The following is a 16377-nucleotide window of genomic DNA, read 5'->3' as shown; positions in this document are numbered from 1 at the left end:
GGCAGGCAAGCAAGACGCACGGCGCGTGCAGGGGGACTCGAACCCCCTCGTGGCACCGGAGGCCGGTGATCGTGGCAGTTCGACGGGACCCCGCCACCATCGCCGTACGGCCTCAAGTCACCACCCATGAACAACGCCGGCGGCCTGATGGGGGTCGAGGAGGCGGCCGTACCGGAACCGCCGCGTGAGGCGCGCTTGTTGCCCTGGTCCGGCGCCGAGGGCAAGCCCTGCTTCCTGATCGGCGACGAACAGGGCGGGCCGGTGACCTGCCTGGCCGACGCCACCGAGTCCATCCAGCTCGGTATGGGGGCGGAGGCTGCGGCAGCTGAACTGAGCCGACAGGCACTCGGCATTTGGCAGTTTTGTCTCATCTGGTCCAGCGGCACGCCTCGCTTCACGGCGTGTCGCCGAGACGGAACTGCCAAACGGCACCTGCGGGCTCGATTCGCCAGCCGGACCAGACCACCGGCCCAGGGGCGCGGGGAACTGCGCGAGCAACCGAAAACAACCGTCACGGACAAACGCACCCCAGCCACCCCATAGGCCCCCAGTGGGGGTCTGGGGGCGGCAGCCCTCAGGGAAGGGACGGGTAGTGCGGGGGCGAGGAAAGGGCGTTGTCAGACCCTCCTGGCACACTCCCCTCATGAGCGACCGTTGGGCTCTCGCGCCCGCTGAGGAGGGTGGGGTGGATGTCGTACCCCTCGGCGATGGCGGGCTGCCCGCCGGGCCGGTGCGGCGGGAGGCGGATCCGATCGCGGCCGTGCGGAGTCGGCCCGAGGTCACGCGGTGGGTTTGGGGGGCCACCGCCGAGGTGTATCCGCGTCTGCTCGCCGCGGGGGTGCGAGTGGAGCGGTGTTATGACGTCGAGGTCGCGGAGACGTTGTTGCTGGGGCACGAGGGGCGGCTCGGGGAGCCCCGGTCGGCGGCGGCCGCAGTGGCGAGGCTGCGCAACATCCCCGTACCGCCGGATCCGCCGCAGCGGTCCGCCGAGCCGGGCTCGCAGGCGTCGCTGTTCGAGCCGCGCCCCATCCACGTGCCCCTGACCGACCTCCTCGACGTGTACGCGGAGCAGCAGCGGCGGCACGACGCGACGGCCCGCCCGGACCGTATGCGGCTGCTGACCGCCGCCGAGTCCGCGGGCACCCTCGTCGCCGCCGAGATGAACCGGGCGGGGATGCCGTGGCGGGCCGATGTGCACCGGGAGGTGCTGCAGGAGCTCCTCGGGGAGCGGTACGCGGGCGGTGGGGAACCCAGGCGGCTGGCCGAGCTCGCGGACGAGGTGTCCCAGGCCTTCGGGCGGCGGGTGCGGCCCGATCTGCCCGCCGATGTCGTCAAGGCGTTCGGTCAGGCGGGGATCAAGGTGCGGTCCACCCGGAGGTGGGAGATCGAGAGCGTCGATCACCCCGCTGTGCGGCCGCTTCTCGAGTACAAGCGGCTGTATCGGATCTGGGTCGCCCATGGGTGGTCCTGGCTGCAGGACTGGGTGCGGGACGGGCGCTTCCGGCCCGAGTTCCTGTCCGGGGGGACCGTCACGGGGAGGTGGGTGACCAATGGCGGGGGCGCGCTGCAGATTCCGAAAGTGATCCGGCGGGCCGCCGTGGCCGACCCCGGCTGGCGGCTCGTCGTCGCCGACGCCGACCAGATGGAGCCCCGGGTGCTTGCGGCCATCTCCCGCGACCCGGGGCTCATGGAGGTCGCCGGGCGCGGCAGCGACCTCTACCAGGCCGTCTCCGACCGGGCCTTCGCCGGTGACCGGGCGCAGGCGAAGCTCGCCGTGCTCGGCGCCGTCTATGGGCAGACCTCCGGCGACGGGCTGAAGAACCTCGCCGCGCTGCGCCGCCGGTTCCCGAAGGCCGTCGCGTACGTCGACGACGCCGCCCGCGCGGGCGAGGAGGGGCGGCTCGTACGGACCTGGCTGGGGCGTACGTGCCCACCGGCCGTCGGGAGGACGGCGGACCCGGCGGAGGAAGCGGGCATTCCGCAGGAGGAACCGGCCGACTCCCCCGCCGCACAGGACACACAGGACTGGACCCCCGGCTATGCCTCCGCCAACTCCCGCGCCCGCGGCCGCTTCGCCCGTAACTTCGTCGTCCAGGGCAGCGCCGCCGACTGGACCCTGCTGCTCCTCGCCGCCCTCCGCCGCGCCCTCGCCGACATGGCCGCCGAGCTGGTCTTCTTCCAGCACGACGAGGTGATCGTGCACTGTCCGCGGGAGGAGGCGGAGGCGGTGGTCGCGGCCATCCGGGAGGCGTCGGAGCTGTCGGGACGGCTGACGTTCGGGGAGACGCCGGTGCGGTTTCCGTTCACCACGGCGGTGGTGGAGTGTTACGCGGATGCGAAATGACCGACGTGAGCATCTTCGTTCAGTGGTCGGCCAGTAGTTTCCGCAGCTCCCCCGCTACCGCCGAGTCCGTGCCGTCCAGGACCGTCAGTGCGCGTGTCCATTCGCGGCGCGCCTCCTCTGTCCGGCCCCGTGCCCCCAGCAGCAGGCCCCGCTGGTGGCGGGCGAGGCCGGCCACGTACTGGTCGGCGCGGCGTTCGGCGAGGTCGAGGAGGATCGAGCAGTCGCGGTCCGCGCGGTCGGTGTGGCCCAGCTCCCGCAGGGCACGTACGAGGCCGAGCCGGGTCTGGGCCTCGCCCTGCCAGTCCTCGTCGTCGCCGAGGACCCGCAGGCTCTTTTCGAAGCTGCGTACGGCGGCGGCCGGTTCGCCGAGTCGGAGGTGGGCGTAGCCGATGTTGCAGTGCGCGGTGTGCCGTACGACGACGCTGTCGGCGACCTCGCCGAGGGCCAGGCTCCGTTCGTGGTGGGCGATGGCGGCCCGCGCGTCGGTGTGCTTGTACAGGTTGCCGAGGTGGCTGAAGGTCACCGCCTCGCCGTACGGGTCGCCGAGTTGCCGGGACAGCTCCAGGCTCTGCCGCAGTGTCTCCTCGCACTCCTCGTACCGGCCGAGGCTCTCCAGTACGAGCCCCCGGTTGTTCAGACACCGCCGGACGCAGGACACGACCCCGAGCTTCCGCCACAGCGTCAGGCCCTGGTCGTTGAGGTCGAGCGCCTCCGAGGTCCGGCCGGACATGAAGTGCAGCCCGGCCCGGTCGGTCAGCGCGAACGCCTCCGCCTCGTCGTCGCCCAGCGACCGCGCGACCTCCAGGGCGATCCGCCCGAGGACGTCCAGCTCGGCGAGCCGGCCGCCACGGTGCAGATACGGGAAGAGGTGCCGGACGAGGGCGGGGACGTGGGCCGCCGCCGCGCTGTCCGCGCGGGCGCAGCGGTCCACCAGGGCGACGATGCCGGGGAGTTCGCGGTCGCCCCAGGCGAAGGCCTCCTCGGCTGTGGCGAAGGGGGCGTCCAGGGTCACCGGCTCCGCCATGGTGGTCGTGCCGAGTCGTTCGTCGCGTTCGTAGCCCGGGGGGAGCAGCACCAGCAGGCTCTGGCGGGCGCGCTCGGCGTACCAGCGCAGGGCTTGTTCGACGGCCTCCGCGGCCTCGGCCGGTCCGGCCGTGTCGGCGAGTTCGCGGGCGAAGTCGCGTACGAGGTCGTGGGGTTCGTAGCGGCCGTACGTCGACTCCTCCAGCAGGGCCACGTCGACGAGGCGGTCGAGCGCGGCCTCGGCGCGGGGCTCGTCGGTGCCGGCCAGGCGGGCGAGGAGGGGGGCGCCGTACGCGGGCAGGTCGAGGGCGCCGATGAGGCGCAGGGCCTCGGCCGCGTCGCGGTCGGTGTCGCGGCCGGAGGCGCGCAGGGCGTCGTGGGCGACGGCGAGGGAACGGCGGACGCTCAGGTCGTCGTATTCGAGATGGCGCAACCGGCCTTCCGTGGCGGCCAGTTGACCGGCCAGGGCGTCGGGGGTGAGTGCCCGGCGGGCGGCGAGACGGGCCGCGACCACGCGCAGGGCGAGCGGGAGGCGGCCGGTGAGGTCGACGAGCGGGTGCGCGGCGTCGAGCCCGGCCGCCCTCCCCGACGCGGCCCGCAGCAGCGCCGCGCTCTCGTCGTCCGACAGCGGGGCGAGCGGGAAGCGGTGGGCGCCGTCCAGCGCGGTGAGCGGCGAACGGCTCGTCACGATCACCACGCAGCCGGCGCCGGCCGGGAGCAGGGGGCGGACCTGGGCGGCGTGTGCGGCGTCGTCCAGGACCAGCAGGGTGCGGGTCGGTGCGAGGGTCGAGCGGAGCAGGGCGGCTGCCGCGTCGGGATGTTCGGGGATGCGGCGGGGGTCCGTGCCGAGGTCTCGCAGGAGCGAGGCGAGGGCTTGGACGGGGGTGAGGGGGGTCATGCCCGGGGTGGCGCCGTGCAGGTTGATGTACAGCTGACCGTCCGGGAAGTGGTCGGCGAGTTCGTGGGCGAGGTGGAGCGCGAGGGCGCTTTTGCCTACGCCGGGCATGCCGCTCAGTACGACCGTGGTGTTTGGGTGCCTGAGAGCTCGGGGGGTGCTGTTGGTCGGCGGGTGCGGGTTGTTGGTGGCTTGTCGCGCCCGCGCGGCGGTAGCCGCAGGTTCATTGCTGCCCCGCGCCCCTGAGTTGGCGAGGTCGTCGTTGACTCCCAGCGCACGGCGCAGTTGTGACAGCACGTCCTCACGCCCGGTGAAATGGGCAGGCGGAGGAGGTAGTTGGGCCGGGCGGGGTGGATCTACGGGCGGCGCGTCGTCGAGCGTCTCCGGTTGATCTCCCTGCGCCCCTTGCTCCCGGAGAATCGCCAGGTGCGCTTCTCTCACCGCCTGGCCCGGTTCCACGCCCAGTTCGTCCAGGAGGCGGGCCCGTAGGTCGCGGTGTACCGCCAGGGCCTCCGCCTGGCGGCCCGTGCGGTGGAGGGTGAGCATCAGCAGCCGGTGGAAGGCCTCGCGCAGCGGGTGCTCGGCGACGAGGGCGGCGAGTTCGGGGGCGAGGGCGGCGAGGGTGTCGGTTCCCTCAGGGCCCTGTGCGAGGTGGAGTTCGGCGTCGTAGCGCCGTTCCAGGAGGAGCAGGCGTGCCTCCTCCAGGCGTTGTACGAACGCCTGGGCGCCGAAGTCGGCCACCGGCAGGCCGCTCAGCGGCGTTCCCCGCCACAGGGCGAGCGCGGCGGTGGACTCGTGTACCGTCCGCGCCCAGTCCCGCGCGGCGTGCGCGGCGTGCGCGGCCACGGCGTGCGCCTCGAAGACGCGGACGTCCAACTCGCCCTCGTCGACCCGGAGCAGATAGCCCGGGGGTACCGCGCGCAGCCGCTCGGGGTCGTCCAACAGGCGGCGCAGCCGGGTGACATGGTTCTGCAGGGAGGCGTGTGCGGACGGGGGCGGTTCCGCGTCCCACAGCACGTCCTTCAGGGCGTCCACCGAGACGACCCGCCCGGGTTCGAGCAGCAGCGCGACGAACAGGGCTCGCATCTTGCCGCTGCCGACCGGGCGTACGCCGGCGCTGTCGGCCTCGGCATCCGCGCCGTACAGAACCGGCGGACCCAGCAGTCCGAACCGCAGCCCGTCCCGCATAGAACCCGCCGCTGCCTTCCCGCACCGTCGAACCGGGCCCGCCCCGCGGCGACTTGCCGCCGCCTCCCGTACGGCTCCCCGTGGAACCGTTGGGCTCATGTTAGCGATCCGTTGGCGGGACCTGATGTGATCACTTCATCGGATCCGGCGCCGACGGCGCACGCGTACTACGCGTAGCTCGGGGGAGTGCCGCCGCCGCTGCCGGATCCGGAAACCGCACAAAGCGCTGTGCCCCGGTCGGTGGAGGTGAACGACCGGGGCACTCGTGTGCAGGGGAGAAGTCTCTGTCGACTCAGAGGTTCAGAGGATCAGAGGATCAGAGGATCGGCGGTCGGCCCAGCCGTGCGAGTCGCCATACCGTGCGCCAGCGCATGGGCCGGCGCTCGCCGCCCGACTCGCGCCAGCCCTCCATGAAGCCGCCGAACCACGCCCGCAGTCCGCCCGTCGACCGGTTCCGCAGCAGGGTGATGAGCACCCATACCCCCAGGTGTACGGGGATGAGGGGCAGCGGAAGCCGGCGGCGGGCGAGCCAGACGCGGTTGCGGGCGTTGACGCGGTAGTAGATGGCGTGGCGGGCGGGTGAGGTCTTCGGGTGCTGGAGGAGGAGTTCGGGCGCGTAGAGCACGGTCCATCCGGCGTCGACGGCCCGCCACGCGAGGTCGGTCTCCTCGTGCGCGAAGAAGAACTCGGCGGCCCAGTCGCCCGTTTCGGCGAGCATGGCCATGGAGAGGGCGTGTCCGCCGCCGAGGAAGCCGGTGACCGGGCCGCCCCGCATCGGGTCCTTGGCGCCGACCCTGGGCACGTGCCGCCGCTGGGTCTCGCCGTGTTCGTCGGCGATGCGGAACCCGACGATCCCGAGCCGGGGGTCGGCGGCGTACAGCTCCCGTACCCGGCGCAGCACATCGGGATCGACGAGCAGGCCGTCGTCGTCCAGCTCGACGACGACGTCGATGTCCCCGAACTCCCGCAGCCGCTCGATGGCCACGTTGCGGCCGCCGGGGCAGCCGAGGTTCTCGTCCACCTCGACGGTCGTGACCTCGCCGGGCAGACCGAGCCGTTCCGCGAACTCGGGCAGCGGGCAGCCGTTGCCCACGATCACGATCCGCTCGGGCGCCACGTCCTGCTTGGCCACGGAGGTGAGCAGCGCGTCCACCTCGGCGGGCCGGTTGCCCATGGTCACCACGGCGACAGCGACCCGAGGACCCGCCTCCAGCACGACACCCACCCCATCCACGACCGGTTACGGCGGGGATGCTAGTCGTTCATGTCAAGGACTACTTAAGGACTCTTCAAGTACGCCGCTGGGGACGGCGATTCGCCCGGCCGGGGACTGCGCCGGCCGGGAACTGGGCCAGCCGGGAACTGCGCTCGCCGGGATCTACGCTTTCGCCATGACCGCCCGGAGAGAACCGCACACGTCGAGTGGGCTGCTCGGGACCCCGGAGGAGGAGGCCGCGTACTGGCAGGCCGTACGGCGCTACGTCCTCCCCCGCGCCGAACGACGGAGCATCGGCCGCTACGGCGAGTTGCTGAGCGGCCGTTACCGCCGATTCGAGGGGGCCACCCGCAGGCGCTTCCTGCGCCCTCTGCTCGTCGACGCCTCGTCGATCACGGACGCCGACCTGGACATCCTGCTCTCCGTCGGCTGGCGGCCCCGCCTCACGGCCGCCTGGCTGATCGGCGTGTCCCGGCGGACCTCGCACCGGACCCGGATCGGCGAACTGCTGCTCGACAGCGAGGTGGTGTACGCGGGCCTGGGCTACTGCTTCGCCCTGGCCCGTTTCGGGACCGACGAGGACGCCGAGATCCTCACCGCCTACGTCAACTACCCGTCGCTAAGGGGTCCTAACAAAAGTGGGTGGACTTGACCTGGTCAGAGGTCGGTGTCGTGCACGAGGCCGCTGGGTATCGGGACGCGGTCAGCTGCGTAGTCGCACGCGATAAACCTGGCGACGTCGGCGGTCATCCCCGGGATACTGGTCGCCCATGGATGAGGTCAAAGTCGTTGTCGCCCATTCTGAGCGCGCGACTCTGCGCGTCGGCGACGTGTTCCTGAAGGTGGACGCCGATCAGGCGCGCATCGATGTCGAGGTCGAGGCGATGGCCCTGGCGCCGGTCCCGACCCCGGAGGTCCTGTGGTGTAAGCCGTCCGTGCTCGCGATGGCGGCACTCCCGGGGACGACGCTTGGGCGCCTCGGCGGGCCATCGACCGGGTCGCCGGCGGCGTGGGCCGCGGCGGGCGCCGCCATCCGGAAGCTGCACGACGCGCCACTGCCGCCCCGACCCGGTGGGGCCGGCCGGAGCATCGTCGCGCTGGCGGCGGAACTCGACGACGAGTGCGAGTTGCTCATGATGAACGGCGTCCTGCCCGCTGACCTGGTCACCCGCAACCGCCAGGTCGCCGAGGCCGCGCTCCGGCCGTGGACTGCGGCGTTCACGCACGGCGACCTGCAGATCGCGCACGTCTTCGTCGACGGCGACGAGGTCACGGGCATCATCGACTGGTCAGAAGCGGGCCAGGGTGATGCCCTGTACGACCTCGCCACCTTCACGCTCGGACACGAGGAGCACCTCGACGACGTCATCGCCGGCTATGGCACCGACATCGACCTCGACGTGATCCACGCGTGGTGGTCGTTGCGAAGCCTGCTGGCAGTTCGCTGGCTGATCGAGCACGGCTTCGACCCGTTCGCGCCGGGCTGTGAGGTCGACGTGCTGAGATCCCAGATGTGAGGCTGCGCGGGCCCGACTGCTACGAATGCGTTCCGACGCATCGAGCAGGCCATCCTCTGGGGCGATCGCCCGCCCTTACTTTCGACAAAGTGCGGTGCGCAGTCGTCGCCAGCAGATGACGGCGCAGCCGAGGGTGACGAACGCGTGGTGGATGTCGTCGCGTATCTCCCAGCGGATGCGCAGGCGGCGGAACCAGTGCAGTAGCGCGATCGCTCCTTCCACGACCCAGCGGTACACGCCCAGGCCGGAGCCGTGCCCGGTGCCGCGCCGGGCGATGTGCGGGGTGATCTGGAACCGGCGGACCTTGTCTCGGTAGACCTCGTGGTCATAGCCGCGGTCGGCGTACAGGTGCTTGGGGCGGCGCCGCGGCTGGCCGCGCTTGCCGCGGATCAGTGGGACGGCCTGGATCAGCGGGATCAGTTGGGTGACGTCGTTGCGGTTGCCGCCGGTGGTGATTGCCGCGAGCGGGATGCCGTGCGCCTCGACGATCAGGTGGTGCTTGCTGCCGGCCTTGCCCCGGTCCACCGGGGACGGACCGGTGGCCGGCCCGCCCTTCATCGCGCGGATGTGGCTGGAGTCGACCGCTGCGCGGGAGAAGTCCAGCAGGTCTGCGGCCCGCAGCTCGGAGAGCAGCAGCTCGTGCAGGTTCTGCCAGACCCCGGCTTCGTTCCAGTCCCGCAGCCGTCGCCAGCAGGTCATCCCCGAGCCGAAGCCCAGCTCCTGGGGCAGAAACTCCCAGCGGATCCCGGTGTACAGCACAAACAGGATCCCGCACAGCACCCTGCGACTATCCAGACGCTTACGACCTGGACGCCGCGGATTACGCGGGACGACCGGCAGCAACGGCTCGATCCGCGCCCACAACTCGTCGTCGATCTCCCAAGGTCTGGCAGCGGTCTCCCTCGTCTCGACTGGCTCGCACCCCCCTTCGGCCAGCATCAACGAGAACTGACACCACGTCATTCCTGAAGGTCCACAAGCCTCATTTTGTTAGGAGTCGTAAAGCCACGGGCTTGCTGCTCGGGTTCACCGATGGCTTCGGTGGTCCCGGCTGCGTCCAGCTCTCACACTCGATGGTGTCGCCGGTCAGGCGATGAGGGTGAGGGCAAAGGCCTGTGACTCGGCCCCGCGGACCCACGCGTACCAGCCGCGGTGGCTGATGTTGTGGGACGCGTTACGGTCGGCGTGCTCAGCGAAGCCGCACGACCGGCAGACGAACACGGCCTGGGAGGGCCGGTTGGCCTTCTCGATGTGGTGACAGCGGGAGCATTCCCGGCTGGTGTACGCCGGATCTACGTACACCACCGGGACCCCGGCGCGTTTCGCCTTGTAGGCGATGAACGCGTCGAGCTGGTGAAACGACCAGGAGTGCAGCGTGACGCGCTGGGGCTTTCTCAGCCGTGCCCGTTCGCGGATGCCCGTCAGGTCTTCCAGGGCGATTCCGCGACCGGTGCGTTGAGCCTCCACCACGATGCGCTTGCTGATCTTGTGGTTGATGTCGCGGGCCCGGCGTTTCTCCTTGCCCGTGTGCTTCCTCGCCCGCCGCTTGGCGGACTTGGTGTTCTGCTGCTGCAGCTTGGTGCGCAGCTCCCGGTCTGCTTCACGGCGCCGGTTCAGGCGGCGTCCGCTGTACCGCTTGCCGGTGGAGGTGGTGGCGATGTTGACGATGCCCAGGTCCACCCCGACGAACCCCACCGGGTGTGCGTTCCCCTCGGCCTCGGCGATGTCGCAGGTCACCAGCAGATACCACTGCTCGCCCCGGCACAGCAGATCGGACTCACCTTTGCGGTGCGCGGCCACCACCGCCAGCTGCCCTGGCTCGCCGGTGAACGCGACGTTCTTCATCCGCCCGGCCGTGGTCCAGATCGACACCGTGCGCTGCTTGTGCTGCCAGGACAGCATCCGGTCGTCATAAGGCTGCGCGGCGTCCGCGCGGAAGGTGACCGGCTTGCCGGCCGCCCTCTCGTACCGCTTGGAGCCGGGCTTGCCGTAGTTTCCGTTACGGAGGTTGGCGCGCAGCGTGGTGTAGGCGTCGCAGGTCTTCTTGATCGCGTGCTGGGCGGCCTGCGCACCCAGATTCCACCGGGTCTTGATCTGCTGATAGGTGTGCTTGCGCAGGGCCAGGGGTTTGGCCGCCTTCTCCTCGAAGGCGACGTGGGCGGCCCAGGTGGCGGCCTCGTTGCAGGCATGCAGGGTCGCCTCAAGTGCCGCCGCCTGCACGGGCGTCGGCAGGAGTTTGACCCGCACCACCAGCTTCATGACCATGAACGTACACACCCGTACGAGCGGCCACCGTGTGTTCCGCTCCCCTCACCCGAACGAGCGACCAGCCCCCATCCCCGGCCACAGAGCCAGGCACGGCCCGGCTCCGCCGGGAAGTCACCTGGCCGCTTCGCGGCCCTGTCGCCTCCGGCCCGATTCCGCGGTGCTCCGCACCGCCACCACCAGATGCGATTCCGCCCGGGCGTGAACGACTCCGTTGGGAAAGGGACGAACCGGCGGCCGGAGGATCACCTCCACTCGCGAACTCGCAGGTCGCGTGGTCCACTTCTGGCCGATGGGCGAGCTGTGATGTCCCCCCTGTCCTTTCCTCAACGGAGTCGTGAACGCCCGGGGTTCCTCGCAAGAACATGCTGAATCGCTACCTGCCCCGCACCGACCTCCACTACGCCCGTCGCCCTGGGTGCCCTCCTGCGCCTCGACAGCCTCCTCGGTACGGCCCACGCGGCGCCCTTCACGGAACCCGGCGGCCTCTTCGACCGCTGGGTGGACGGCGTCGTACGCAAGGGCTACCCCTCGTACTCACCGGCCCAGGAGCAGGCCGTCATGGACGAACTGTGCGACTTCGCCGACGGCTGGTCGCTGCCGGAGTGAGGCGCTGTCAGGCCCGTAGCGGGTTCGCCCGTACCGCCGCCATCAGGTACCAGGCCGTCGCGCCGGTGTGCCGGTACGGGTAGTAGCCGAAGCCGAAGCCGGTGTCGAGGGGGCTGGTGGCGGAGACGACGCCGCAGCGTTCGGGCAGGGTGCGGCCGCCCACGGTCTGGCCGGTGCCGAGGAGGTCCTGGGCGCGTTCGATGGAGTCGAGGAGGCGCCGGGCGTGCGCCTCGTCGCCGCGTACGCCCCGGTCGCGCAGGGCGAGCGCGAGGTGGGCGGTGCCCTCGAACCACACGCCGTTGCGGTTCGGCTTCGGCTGGAACTCGGCGATCGGCGCGTCCTCGTTCGCGACGAGACTGGCCGAGCTGAAGGTGACACCCTCGTACGACTGCCCGGCCGGCACCGTGCTGTTGCGCCGCTCGGCGTGGTCCAGGACGGCCAGTTCGGTGGCCGCCCAGTCCAAGGACCTGCAGTAACGGTTCGAGTCGAGGGCGAGGTGCGTCCAGGTCTGGGTGTCCTCGGGAACGGGGTACTTGTTGATGGTCACCCCATCGTTGGTGCCCGTGTAGAAGAAGCCTCCCGAGGCGCCCTGGGCCGAGTCCCCGGCCGGCTCCCACATGCCCTTCACGAAGGCCTCCGCCCGCGCGCGCCGCTCCCACCACACCCGGTCCCCGGTGAGCCGGGCGAGCCGTCCGAACAGGCAGATCAGGTCGGTGTTGTGCTCGGTCGAGGTGAACGGCAGCTTCTCGTTCGCCCCGTTGACGCCGAACTTGTAGCCGCCGAGGGGCTCGTCCGTGCGGCCGGTCCGCTCGATCCACTCCCCGATCCGCACCGCCGCCGTGAGGAAGCGCCGGGCCCCGGTCCGCCGGGCCAGCGCGCTCAGCGCGATCCCCGCCCAGGCCATGTCCCCGACCGCCGTACCCGTGAAGCCGAACTGGGTGCCGACGTTGGCCGTCCCGTCCGCCCGCACGAACCCGTCCGGCTGCGGCACCCCGTCGAAGAAGACATACGGCCCGACGTTGTACCCCTGGCGCAGCCGGCCGTCGTCGTACGCCGGGTCGTGCTCCTGGGCGTAGATCAGCGCGTCCCCGAGCGCCACGGCCCTGGCCTGCCCGTCCGCCGTCCGTACGGCGAGGTGGGCGAGGATCGCCAGCGCGTTGTCGTACGTGAACGCCGTGCTGAACAGGCCCGCCTGGTCGGTGTAGCTCTGGGTGAGGCGGATGTCGCCGTGGTCCGGGTAGGCGTCCATGGCGGCGGCGAGGAAAGCCTGCCCGCGACGCCGGGCGGAGGCCCCGGCCGCTCGGGGCGCCGCCGCGTGGGCCGGGCCTGAGCCGAGGGCGGTGAGCGCGGTCGCGACGCCGAGGCCGGTGCCGAGAAGCGTGCGGCGGCTGAGCTCCGGGCCTTGTCTGACGGTCCTGCCGGTCATGGGTCTCCCTAGTGTGAGAGCGCTCTCACGCGGATGCGCGCTCATTGTGCTGGTGCTCACAGGGTGGGTCAACGCCCGTGACACTCAAGCAGATTGAAGAGGACTGGTGCGGATGGGAGAGGAGAGGAACGGATGGGAGAGGGGAGGAACGGGCGGAAGGGGGCAGGCACGGAAAAGGAGAGGATGGGGAGACGCGGACGTCCCGCGCACTCTGTCGGTGCGCGGGACGCCGTCCGGGATCCAGGGGCCCCGGCGCACGGACTCCGCGACGCGGACCCGGTACCCCGATCCCGGAGACGCGAGGTCAGTCCTCCACGACACTGACCTCGCGGTCGTTCACCGGCTGCGTCGGCCGGTTGCTCTTGGGGAACAGCTCCTTGTACGCGGCGACCTCGTCCGCTGAGACCAGGACCTCCTCCTTCAGCACGGTCCACTTGACGCCCTCGGCGCAGGACGGGGTCGTCAGGGAGCCGTCGTACTGGTACTGGTCGCGGTCGCCGGGCAGGAACGCGGTGAGGTCGAAGGCCTTGGTGATCTTCTCGGTGGCGCCTTCCTCGGCCGGCAGTTTCGCGAACAGGTCGGCGAAGGCGGACTTGCCCGACTTGGCGTCGTCATCGTCGTCCATCAGCACGCCCACGACGGCGAGCGCGCCGGCCTTGTCGGCGTGCACGAAGTGCACCTCCATCTCCGAGTGCTCGCCGTCCTCGGTGTGCTCACTCGGGAGATGGAAGTGGAACTGCTTGAGGTCGTACGAGGTGCCGTCGATGACGATCCTGCTGCCGGCCAAGACGTTGGCCTGGACGGTGTGGCCGTTGTTCACCAGTTCGGCGGTGACGGGCTGGTAGTCGATGGTGACGGCCTTGTTCACCGGCGCGTCGACGGCCTTGTCGTCGTCCAGGTCGATCGGGGACTGCTCCTTCCCGGCCTCGCACGCCTCGAAGTCCTCGGCGAGGGTCGCCCAGTTCGCGGGTCCGTCGGCACCGTCGTAACCCCAGTGGACGCCCTCTTCCTTCTCCGTCCCCTTCTCCTCTCCGGCCTTGCCGTCGGTCTTCCCGTCGGCCTGGGATGACGCGGACGCGTTCGTCTTGGCCTTCGGCTCCGTACTACTGTCGCTGTTGCCGCAGGACGTGACCGTCAGGACGGTGAGGGCGGCGACGCCGGCTGTCGCGGCCATGCGTATGACTCGGGCAGACATGCTTGTTCCACCTCGCGGACGTCGACTGATCGTGGAGTTCGGTCACCCACCGGGCGCCGGACTCCACTGTTCGATCCCGTCGAACAGCGCTGGGACAAGCGAGGAACAGGGCAGAGCCAAGCAAGGTAAGAGCTCGTACAACATTCGGTCCGTGCCGCCTCACCCTCGCGGGACGAGTCCGACTTGTCCGTTTCATGCACAGCGAGCAGGCTGAGGACTACGAGTGACACACCCGGCGCGAATTGAGCAGGAATGGACACCAGAAGGCCGGTTTTCCCGACAGTATCCGGTCGCTATGCGTACTCGGTCGATGCGGCTACGGCCACGATCAGCCCCGAAGGCGTCGTCATGGGCTGGAGCGAGGGCGCGCGACGGCTGCTGGGCCACCGTGCCGCGGAGGTCGTGGGCCGGCCGGCGGCCGATCTGCTCGTCCCGGTGGAGCGCGCCGGCCCGGCCGGGTCCTCCCTGATCGATCTGCGGGACTCCCCCGAGTGGAGCGGTACGACGGCCCTCCGGCACCGGGACGGTCACGGCGTAGAGGTGGCGCTGCGGGCGTATCCGTCGCTGGACGGGGAGGGCGGGGTGCAGGGGTACGTGGTGACCGCGACGACCACCGCCGCCTCGGCCGACTCCCGGAGCTCTGCTGTCGCCCCCGCTCTCGTGGAGTGGTCGCACGCACAGTCGCCACTGGCCATGTCCCTGTTCACGTGGGGGCCGCAGGGGTGGCGGCTGGACGAGGCCACGTGGGGAGAGCCTCCGGAGGAGGCCGCCGAGGAGAGCTTCCTGCGGCTCGTCCGGCAGGTGGCCGACGAGGGCAGGCCCATGCGCTACGAGCGCACCGCCCCGGGACCCTTCTCCTCCCGTCAGCAGGCCTGGTTCACCGAGATGTGGCCGGTCAGGGACCCGGACACCGGCCAGGTGTGCGGGGTGGGCACGGCGACCTTCGACAGCAGCGAGGAGCACTGGGCCCGGCAGCGGCTGGCCCTGCTGAACGAGGCCGGCGCCCGTATCGGCACCACCCTGAACGTGTCCCGCACCGCCCAGGAACTGGCCGATGTGGCGGTCCCCCGGCTCGCCGACTTCGTCAGCGTGGACCTGCTCGACTCCGTGCTCCAGGGCGAGGAACCGGCGCCGGGGCCGCTCGACTCAGCGGTGCGGTTGCGCCGGGTCGCGCACCAGTCGACGTACGAGGGAGTGCCGGAGGCGGCGGTGGCTCTGGGCGCGCTGGACGCGTATCCCCCGTTCTCGCCGCCCGCCCGCGCGCTGGCCACCGGGAAACCGCTGCTCAGCGGCCTGGACGACCCGGACTATCTGCGATGGGTCGAGGCGGACGGGATACGGATCGAGCGCGTACGGCGGTTCGGGTTCCACTCGGCCATGGCCACGCCGCTGCGGGCCCGTGGGATCACGCTCGGGGTGGTGTTCCTCGCGCGCAGGGAGGGCTCGAAACCGTTCGCGCGGGACGATCTGGTGCTCGCCGAGGAACTCGCGGGCCGGGCGGCCGTGGGCATGGACAACGCGCGCCGGTACACCCGCGAGCGGACCAACGCGCTGACCCTCCAGCGCAGCCTCCTGCCCCGCGATCTGCCCAAGCAGGCGGCGGTCGAGGTGGCGTACCGCTATCTGCCGGCCGGGGCGGGGGCGGGAGTGGGCGGCGACTGGTTCGACGTGGTGCCGCTGTCGGGTACGCGGGTCGCCCTGGTCGTCGGGGACGTGGTCGGGCACGGGCTGCACGCCTCCGCCACCATGGGGCGGCTGCGTACGGCGGTGCGCACCCTCGCCGACGTCGATCTGCCGCCGGACGAGCTCCTCACCCACCTCGACGACCTGGTCACGCATCTGACCTGGAACAACGAGACCTTCCCCAACCAGCTGAAGATGCCGTACACCGGTGAGATCGGCTCGACCTGTCTGTACGCCGTCTACGACCCGGTCTCGCGGGTCTGCACCATCGCCAGCGCCGGGCATCCGCCGCCCGCCGTGCTGTATCCGGACGGCACGGTCAGCATGGTGCGGCTGTCGCCGGGGCCGCTGCTGGGGGTCGGTGGGCTGCCGTTCGAGGCGACCGAGGTGGAACTGCCCGAGGGCAGCCTGCTCGCGTTCTACACCGACGGTCTTATCGAGGCCCGCAACCACGACATCGGTATCGGCATGGAACGGCTGTGCGAGGCGCTCGCCTCTCCCGTGCCCTCCCTGGAGGGCACCTGCGACACCGTGCTCAAGGCGCTGCTTCCGCAGTCGCCCGCCGACGACGTGGCCCTGCTCCTCGCCCGTACCCGCGCGCTGCACACCGACCAGGTCGCGGCCTGGTCGCTGCCGTCCGACCCGGCGATCGTCGCGGACGCCCGCGCGCAGGCGTCCCGCCAACTGGCCGTGTGGGGGCTCGAGGAGGCCGCGTACGTCACGGAACTCGTGGTGAGCGAGCTGGTCACCAACGCCATCCGCTACGGCGCCGTACCCATCGGGCTGCGCCTCATCCGCGACCGCACCCTCATCTGCGAGGTCTCCGACGCCAGCAGCACCGCCCCCCACCTGCGCCGCGCCCGCGCCTACGACGAGGGCGGCCGCGGCCTGCACATGGTCGCCCAGCTCACCCAGGGCTGGGGCACCCGCCAGACCGCCACCGGCAAAACCATCTGGACCGAACAACCCCTCCCGGCCACCTGACGATGCCCCCATACCTCCCCCCGCCCCCAGCC

The 16377-nt window shown here is 71.2% G+C and carries 12 protein-coding genes; 6 read left to right on the top strand and 6 right to left on the bottom strand.

Annotation, left to right across the window (positions count from 1 at the left end):
• Nucleotides 1–126 precede the first annotated feature (126 nt).
• Both CES90_RS20610 and CES90_RS20605 read left to right on the top strand, forming a co-directional pair.
• Complete coding sequence (locus CES90_RS20610) at nucleotides 127–543, top strand: hypothetical protein (protein ID WP_189785629.1); 417 nt, start codon at nucleotides 127–129, stop codon at nucleotides 541–543.
• Between the two features lie 100 nt (nucleotides 544–643).
• Complete coding sequence (locus CES90_RS20605; protein WP_189785541.1) at nucleotides 644–2344, top strand: bifunctional 3'-5' exonuclease/DNA polymerase; 1701 nt, start codon at nucleotides 644–646, stop codon at nucleotides 2342–2344.
• 19 nt (nucleotides 2345–2363) lie between these two features.
• On the opposite strand, the gene CES90_RS20600 is transcribed toward CES90_RS20605, so the two are convergent.
• Together CES90_RS20600 and CES90_RS20595 are read right to left on the bottom strand one after the other, a co-directional pair.
• Nucleotides 2364–5450 carry an AfsR/SARP family transcriptional regulator gene (locus CES90_RS20600; RefSeq protein ID WP_189785540.1) on the bottom strand — a complete coding sequence of 1029 codons (3087 nt, stop codon included), beginning with the start codon at nucleotides 5448–5450 and terminating at the stop codon, nucleotides 2364–2366.
• A 316-nt stretch (nucleotides 5451–5766) separates the two neighbouring features.
• Nucleotides 5767–6675, bottom strand: a complete 909-nt coding sequence (locus tag CES90_RS20595) for a glycosyltransferase family 2 protein (protein ID WP_189785539.1) — start codon at nucleotides 6673–6675, stop codon at nucleotides 5767–5769.
• Between the two features lie 166 nt (nucleotides 6676–6841).
• Here CES90_RS20595 and CES90_RS49730 point away from each other — a divergent pair, with 166 nt between their 5' ends.
• Together CES90_RS49730 and CES90_RS20585 are read left to right on the top strand one after the other, a co-directional pair.
• Complete coding sequence (locus CES90_RS49730; protein WP_189785538.1) at nucleotides 6842–7318, top strand: DUF6000 family protein; 477 nt, start codon at nucleotides 6842–6844, stop codon at nucleotides 7316–7318.
• Between the two features lie 118 nt (nucleotides 7319–7436).
• The gene (locus CES90_RS20585; protein ID WP_189785537.1) at nucleotides 7437–8183 is read left to right on the top strand and encodes a phosphotransferase family protein; all 747 of its coding nucleotides are present in this window, start codon (nucleotides 7437–7439) and stop codon (nucleotides 8181–8183) included.
• 75 nt (nucleotides 8184–8258) lie between these two features.
• On the opposite strand, the gene CES90_RS20580 is transcribed toward CES90_RS20585, so the two are convergent.
• Entirely contained in the window at nucleotides 8259–9122 is an 864-nt protein-coding gene (locus CES90_RS20580) for an IS5 family transposase (RefSeq protein ID WP_229914120.1), read from the bottom strand.
• Nucleotides 9123–9269: 147 nt separating this feature from the next.
• On the bottom strand, nucleotides 9270–10442 hold the full coding sequence (locus CES90_RS20575; protein WP_189785536.1) for an RNA-guided endonuclease InsQ/TnpB family protein: 1173 nt from the start codon (nucleotides 10440–10442) through the stop codon (nucleotides 9270–9272).
• A gap of 378 nt (nucleotides 10443–10820) precedes the next feature.
• Between CES90_RS20575 and CES90_RS49725 the strand changes: the two genes are divergently transcribed.
• Nucleotides 10821–11057 (top strand): DUF6000 family protein, encoded by a 237-nt coding sequence (locus tag CES90_RS49725; protein WP_308437892.1) that lies wholly within the window; start codon nucleotides 10821–10823, stop codon nucleotides 11055–11057.
• A gap of 7 nt (nucleotides 11058–11064) precedes the next feature.
• Here the strand turns inward: CES90_RS49725 and CES90_RS20570 are convergent, their stop codons facing one another.
• Nucleotides 11065–12483, bottom strand: a complete 1419-nt coding sequence (locus CES90_RS20570; RefSeq protein WP_189785535.1) for a Tat pathway signal sequence domain protein — start codon at nucleotides 12481–12483, stop codon at nucleotides 11065–11067.
• 304 nt (nucleotides 12484–12787) lie between these two features.
• On the bottom strand, nucleotides 12788–13678 hold the full coding sequence (locus CES90_RS20565) for a carbonic anhydrase (RefSeq protein ID WP_189785534.1): 891 nt from the start codon (nucleotides 13676–13678) through the stop codon (nucleotides 12788–12790).
• Between the two features lie 348 nt (nucleotides 13679–14026).
• On the opposite strand from CES90_RS20565, the gene CES90_RS20560 reads away from it, so the two are divergent.
• Nucleotides 14027–16345 carry an ATP-binding SpoIIE family protein phosphatase gene (locus CES90_RS20560; RefSeq protein ID WP_229914112.1) on the top strand — a complete coding sequence of 773 codons (2319 nt, stop codon included), beginning with the start codon at nucleotides 14027–14029 and terminating at the stop codon, nucleotides 16343–16345.
• The last annotated feature ends 32 nt before the right edge of the window (nucleotides 16346–16377 follow it).

The organism is Streptomyces capitiformicae, from assembly GCF_002214185.1.
Classification (GTDB): Bacteria; Actinomycetota; Actinomycetes; order Streptomycetales; family Streptomycetaceae; genus Streptomyces; species Streptomyces capitiformicae.
This window is presented reverse-complemented; position numbering and strand designations above follow the sequence as displayed.

Coding starts and splice junctions, on each gene's coding strand:
- CES90_RS20580 (WP_229914120.1), bottom strand. CDS start 9,122: ATGCTGGCCGAAGGGGGGTGCGAGCCAGTCGAGACGAGGGAGACCGCT.
- CES90_RS49730 (WP_189785538.1), top strand. CDS start 6,842: ATGACCGCCCGGAGAGAACCGCACACGTCGAGTGGGCTGCTCGGGACC.
- CES90_RS20570 (WP_189785535.1), bottom strand. CDS start 12,483: ATGACCGGCAGGACCGTCAGACAAGGCCCGGAGCTCAGCCGCCGCACG.
- CES90_RS20600 (WP_189785540.1), bottom strand. CDS start 5,450: ATGCGGGACGGGCTGCGGTTCGGACTGCTGGGTCCGCCGGTTCTGTAC.
- CES90_RS20605 (WP_189785541.1), top strand. CDS start 644: ATGAGCGACCGTTGGGCTCTCGCGCCCGCTGAGGAGGGTGGGGTGGAT.
- CES90_RS20565 (WP_189785534.1), bottom strand. CDS start 13,678: ATGTCTGCCCGAGTCATACGCATGGCCGCGACAGCCGGCGTCGCCGCC.
- CES90_RS20610 (WP_189785629.1), top strand. CDS start 127: ATGAACAACGCCGGCGGCCTGATGGGGGTCGAGGAGGCGGCCGTACCG.
- CES90_RS20585 (WP_189785537.1), top strand. CDS start 7,437: ATGGATGAGGTCAAAGTCGTTGTCGCCCATTCTGAGCGCGCGACTCTG.
- CES90_RS20560 (WP_229914112.1), top strand. CDS start 14,027: ATGGGCTGGAGCGAGGGCGCGCGACGGCTGCTGGGCCACCGTGCCGCG.
- CES90_RS20575 (WP_189785536.1), bottom strand. CDS start 10,442: ATGAAGCTGGTGGTGCGGGTCAAACTCCTGCCGACGCCCGTGCAGGCG.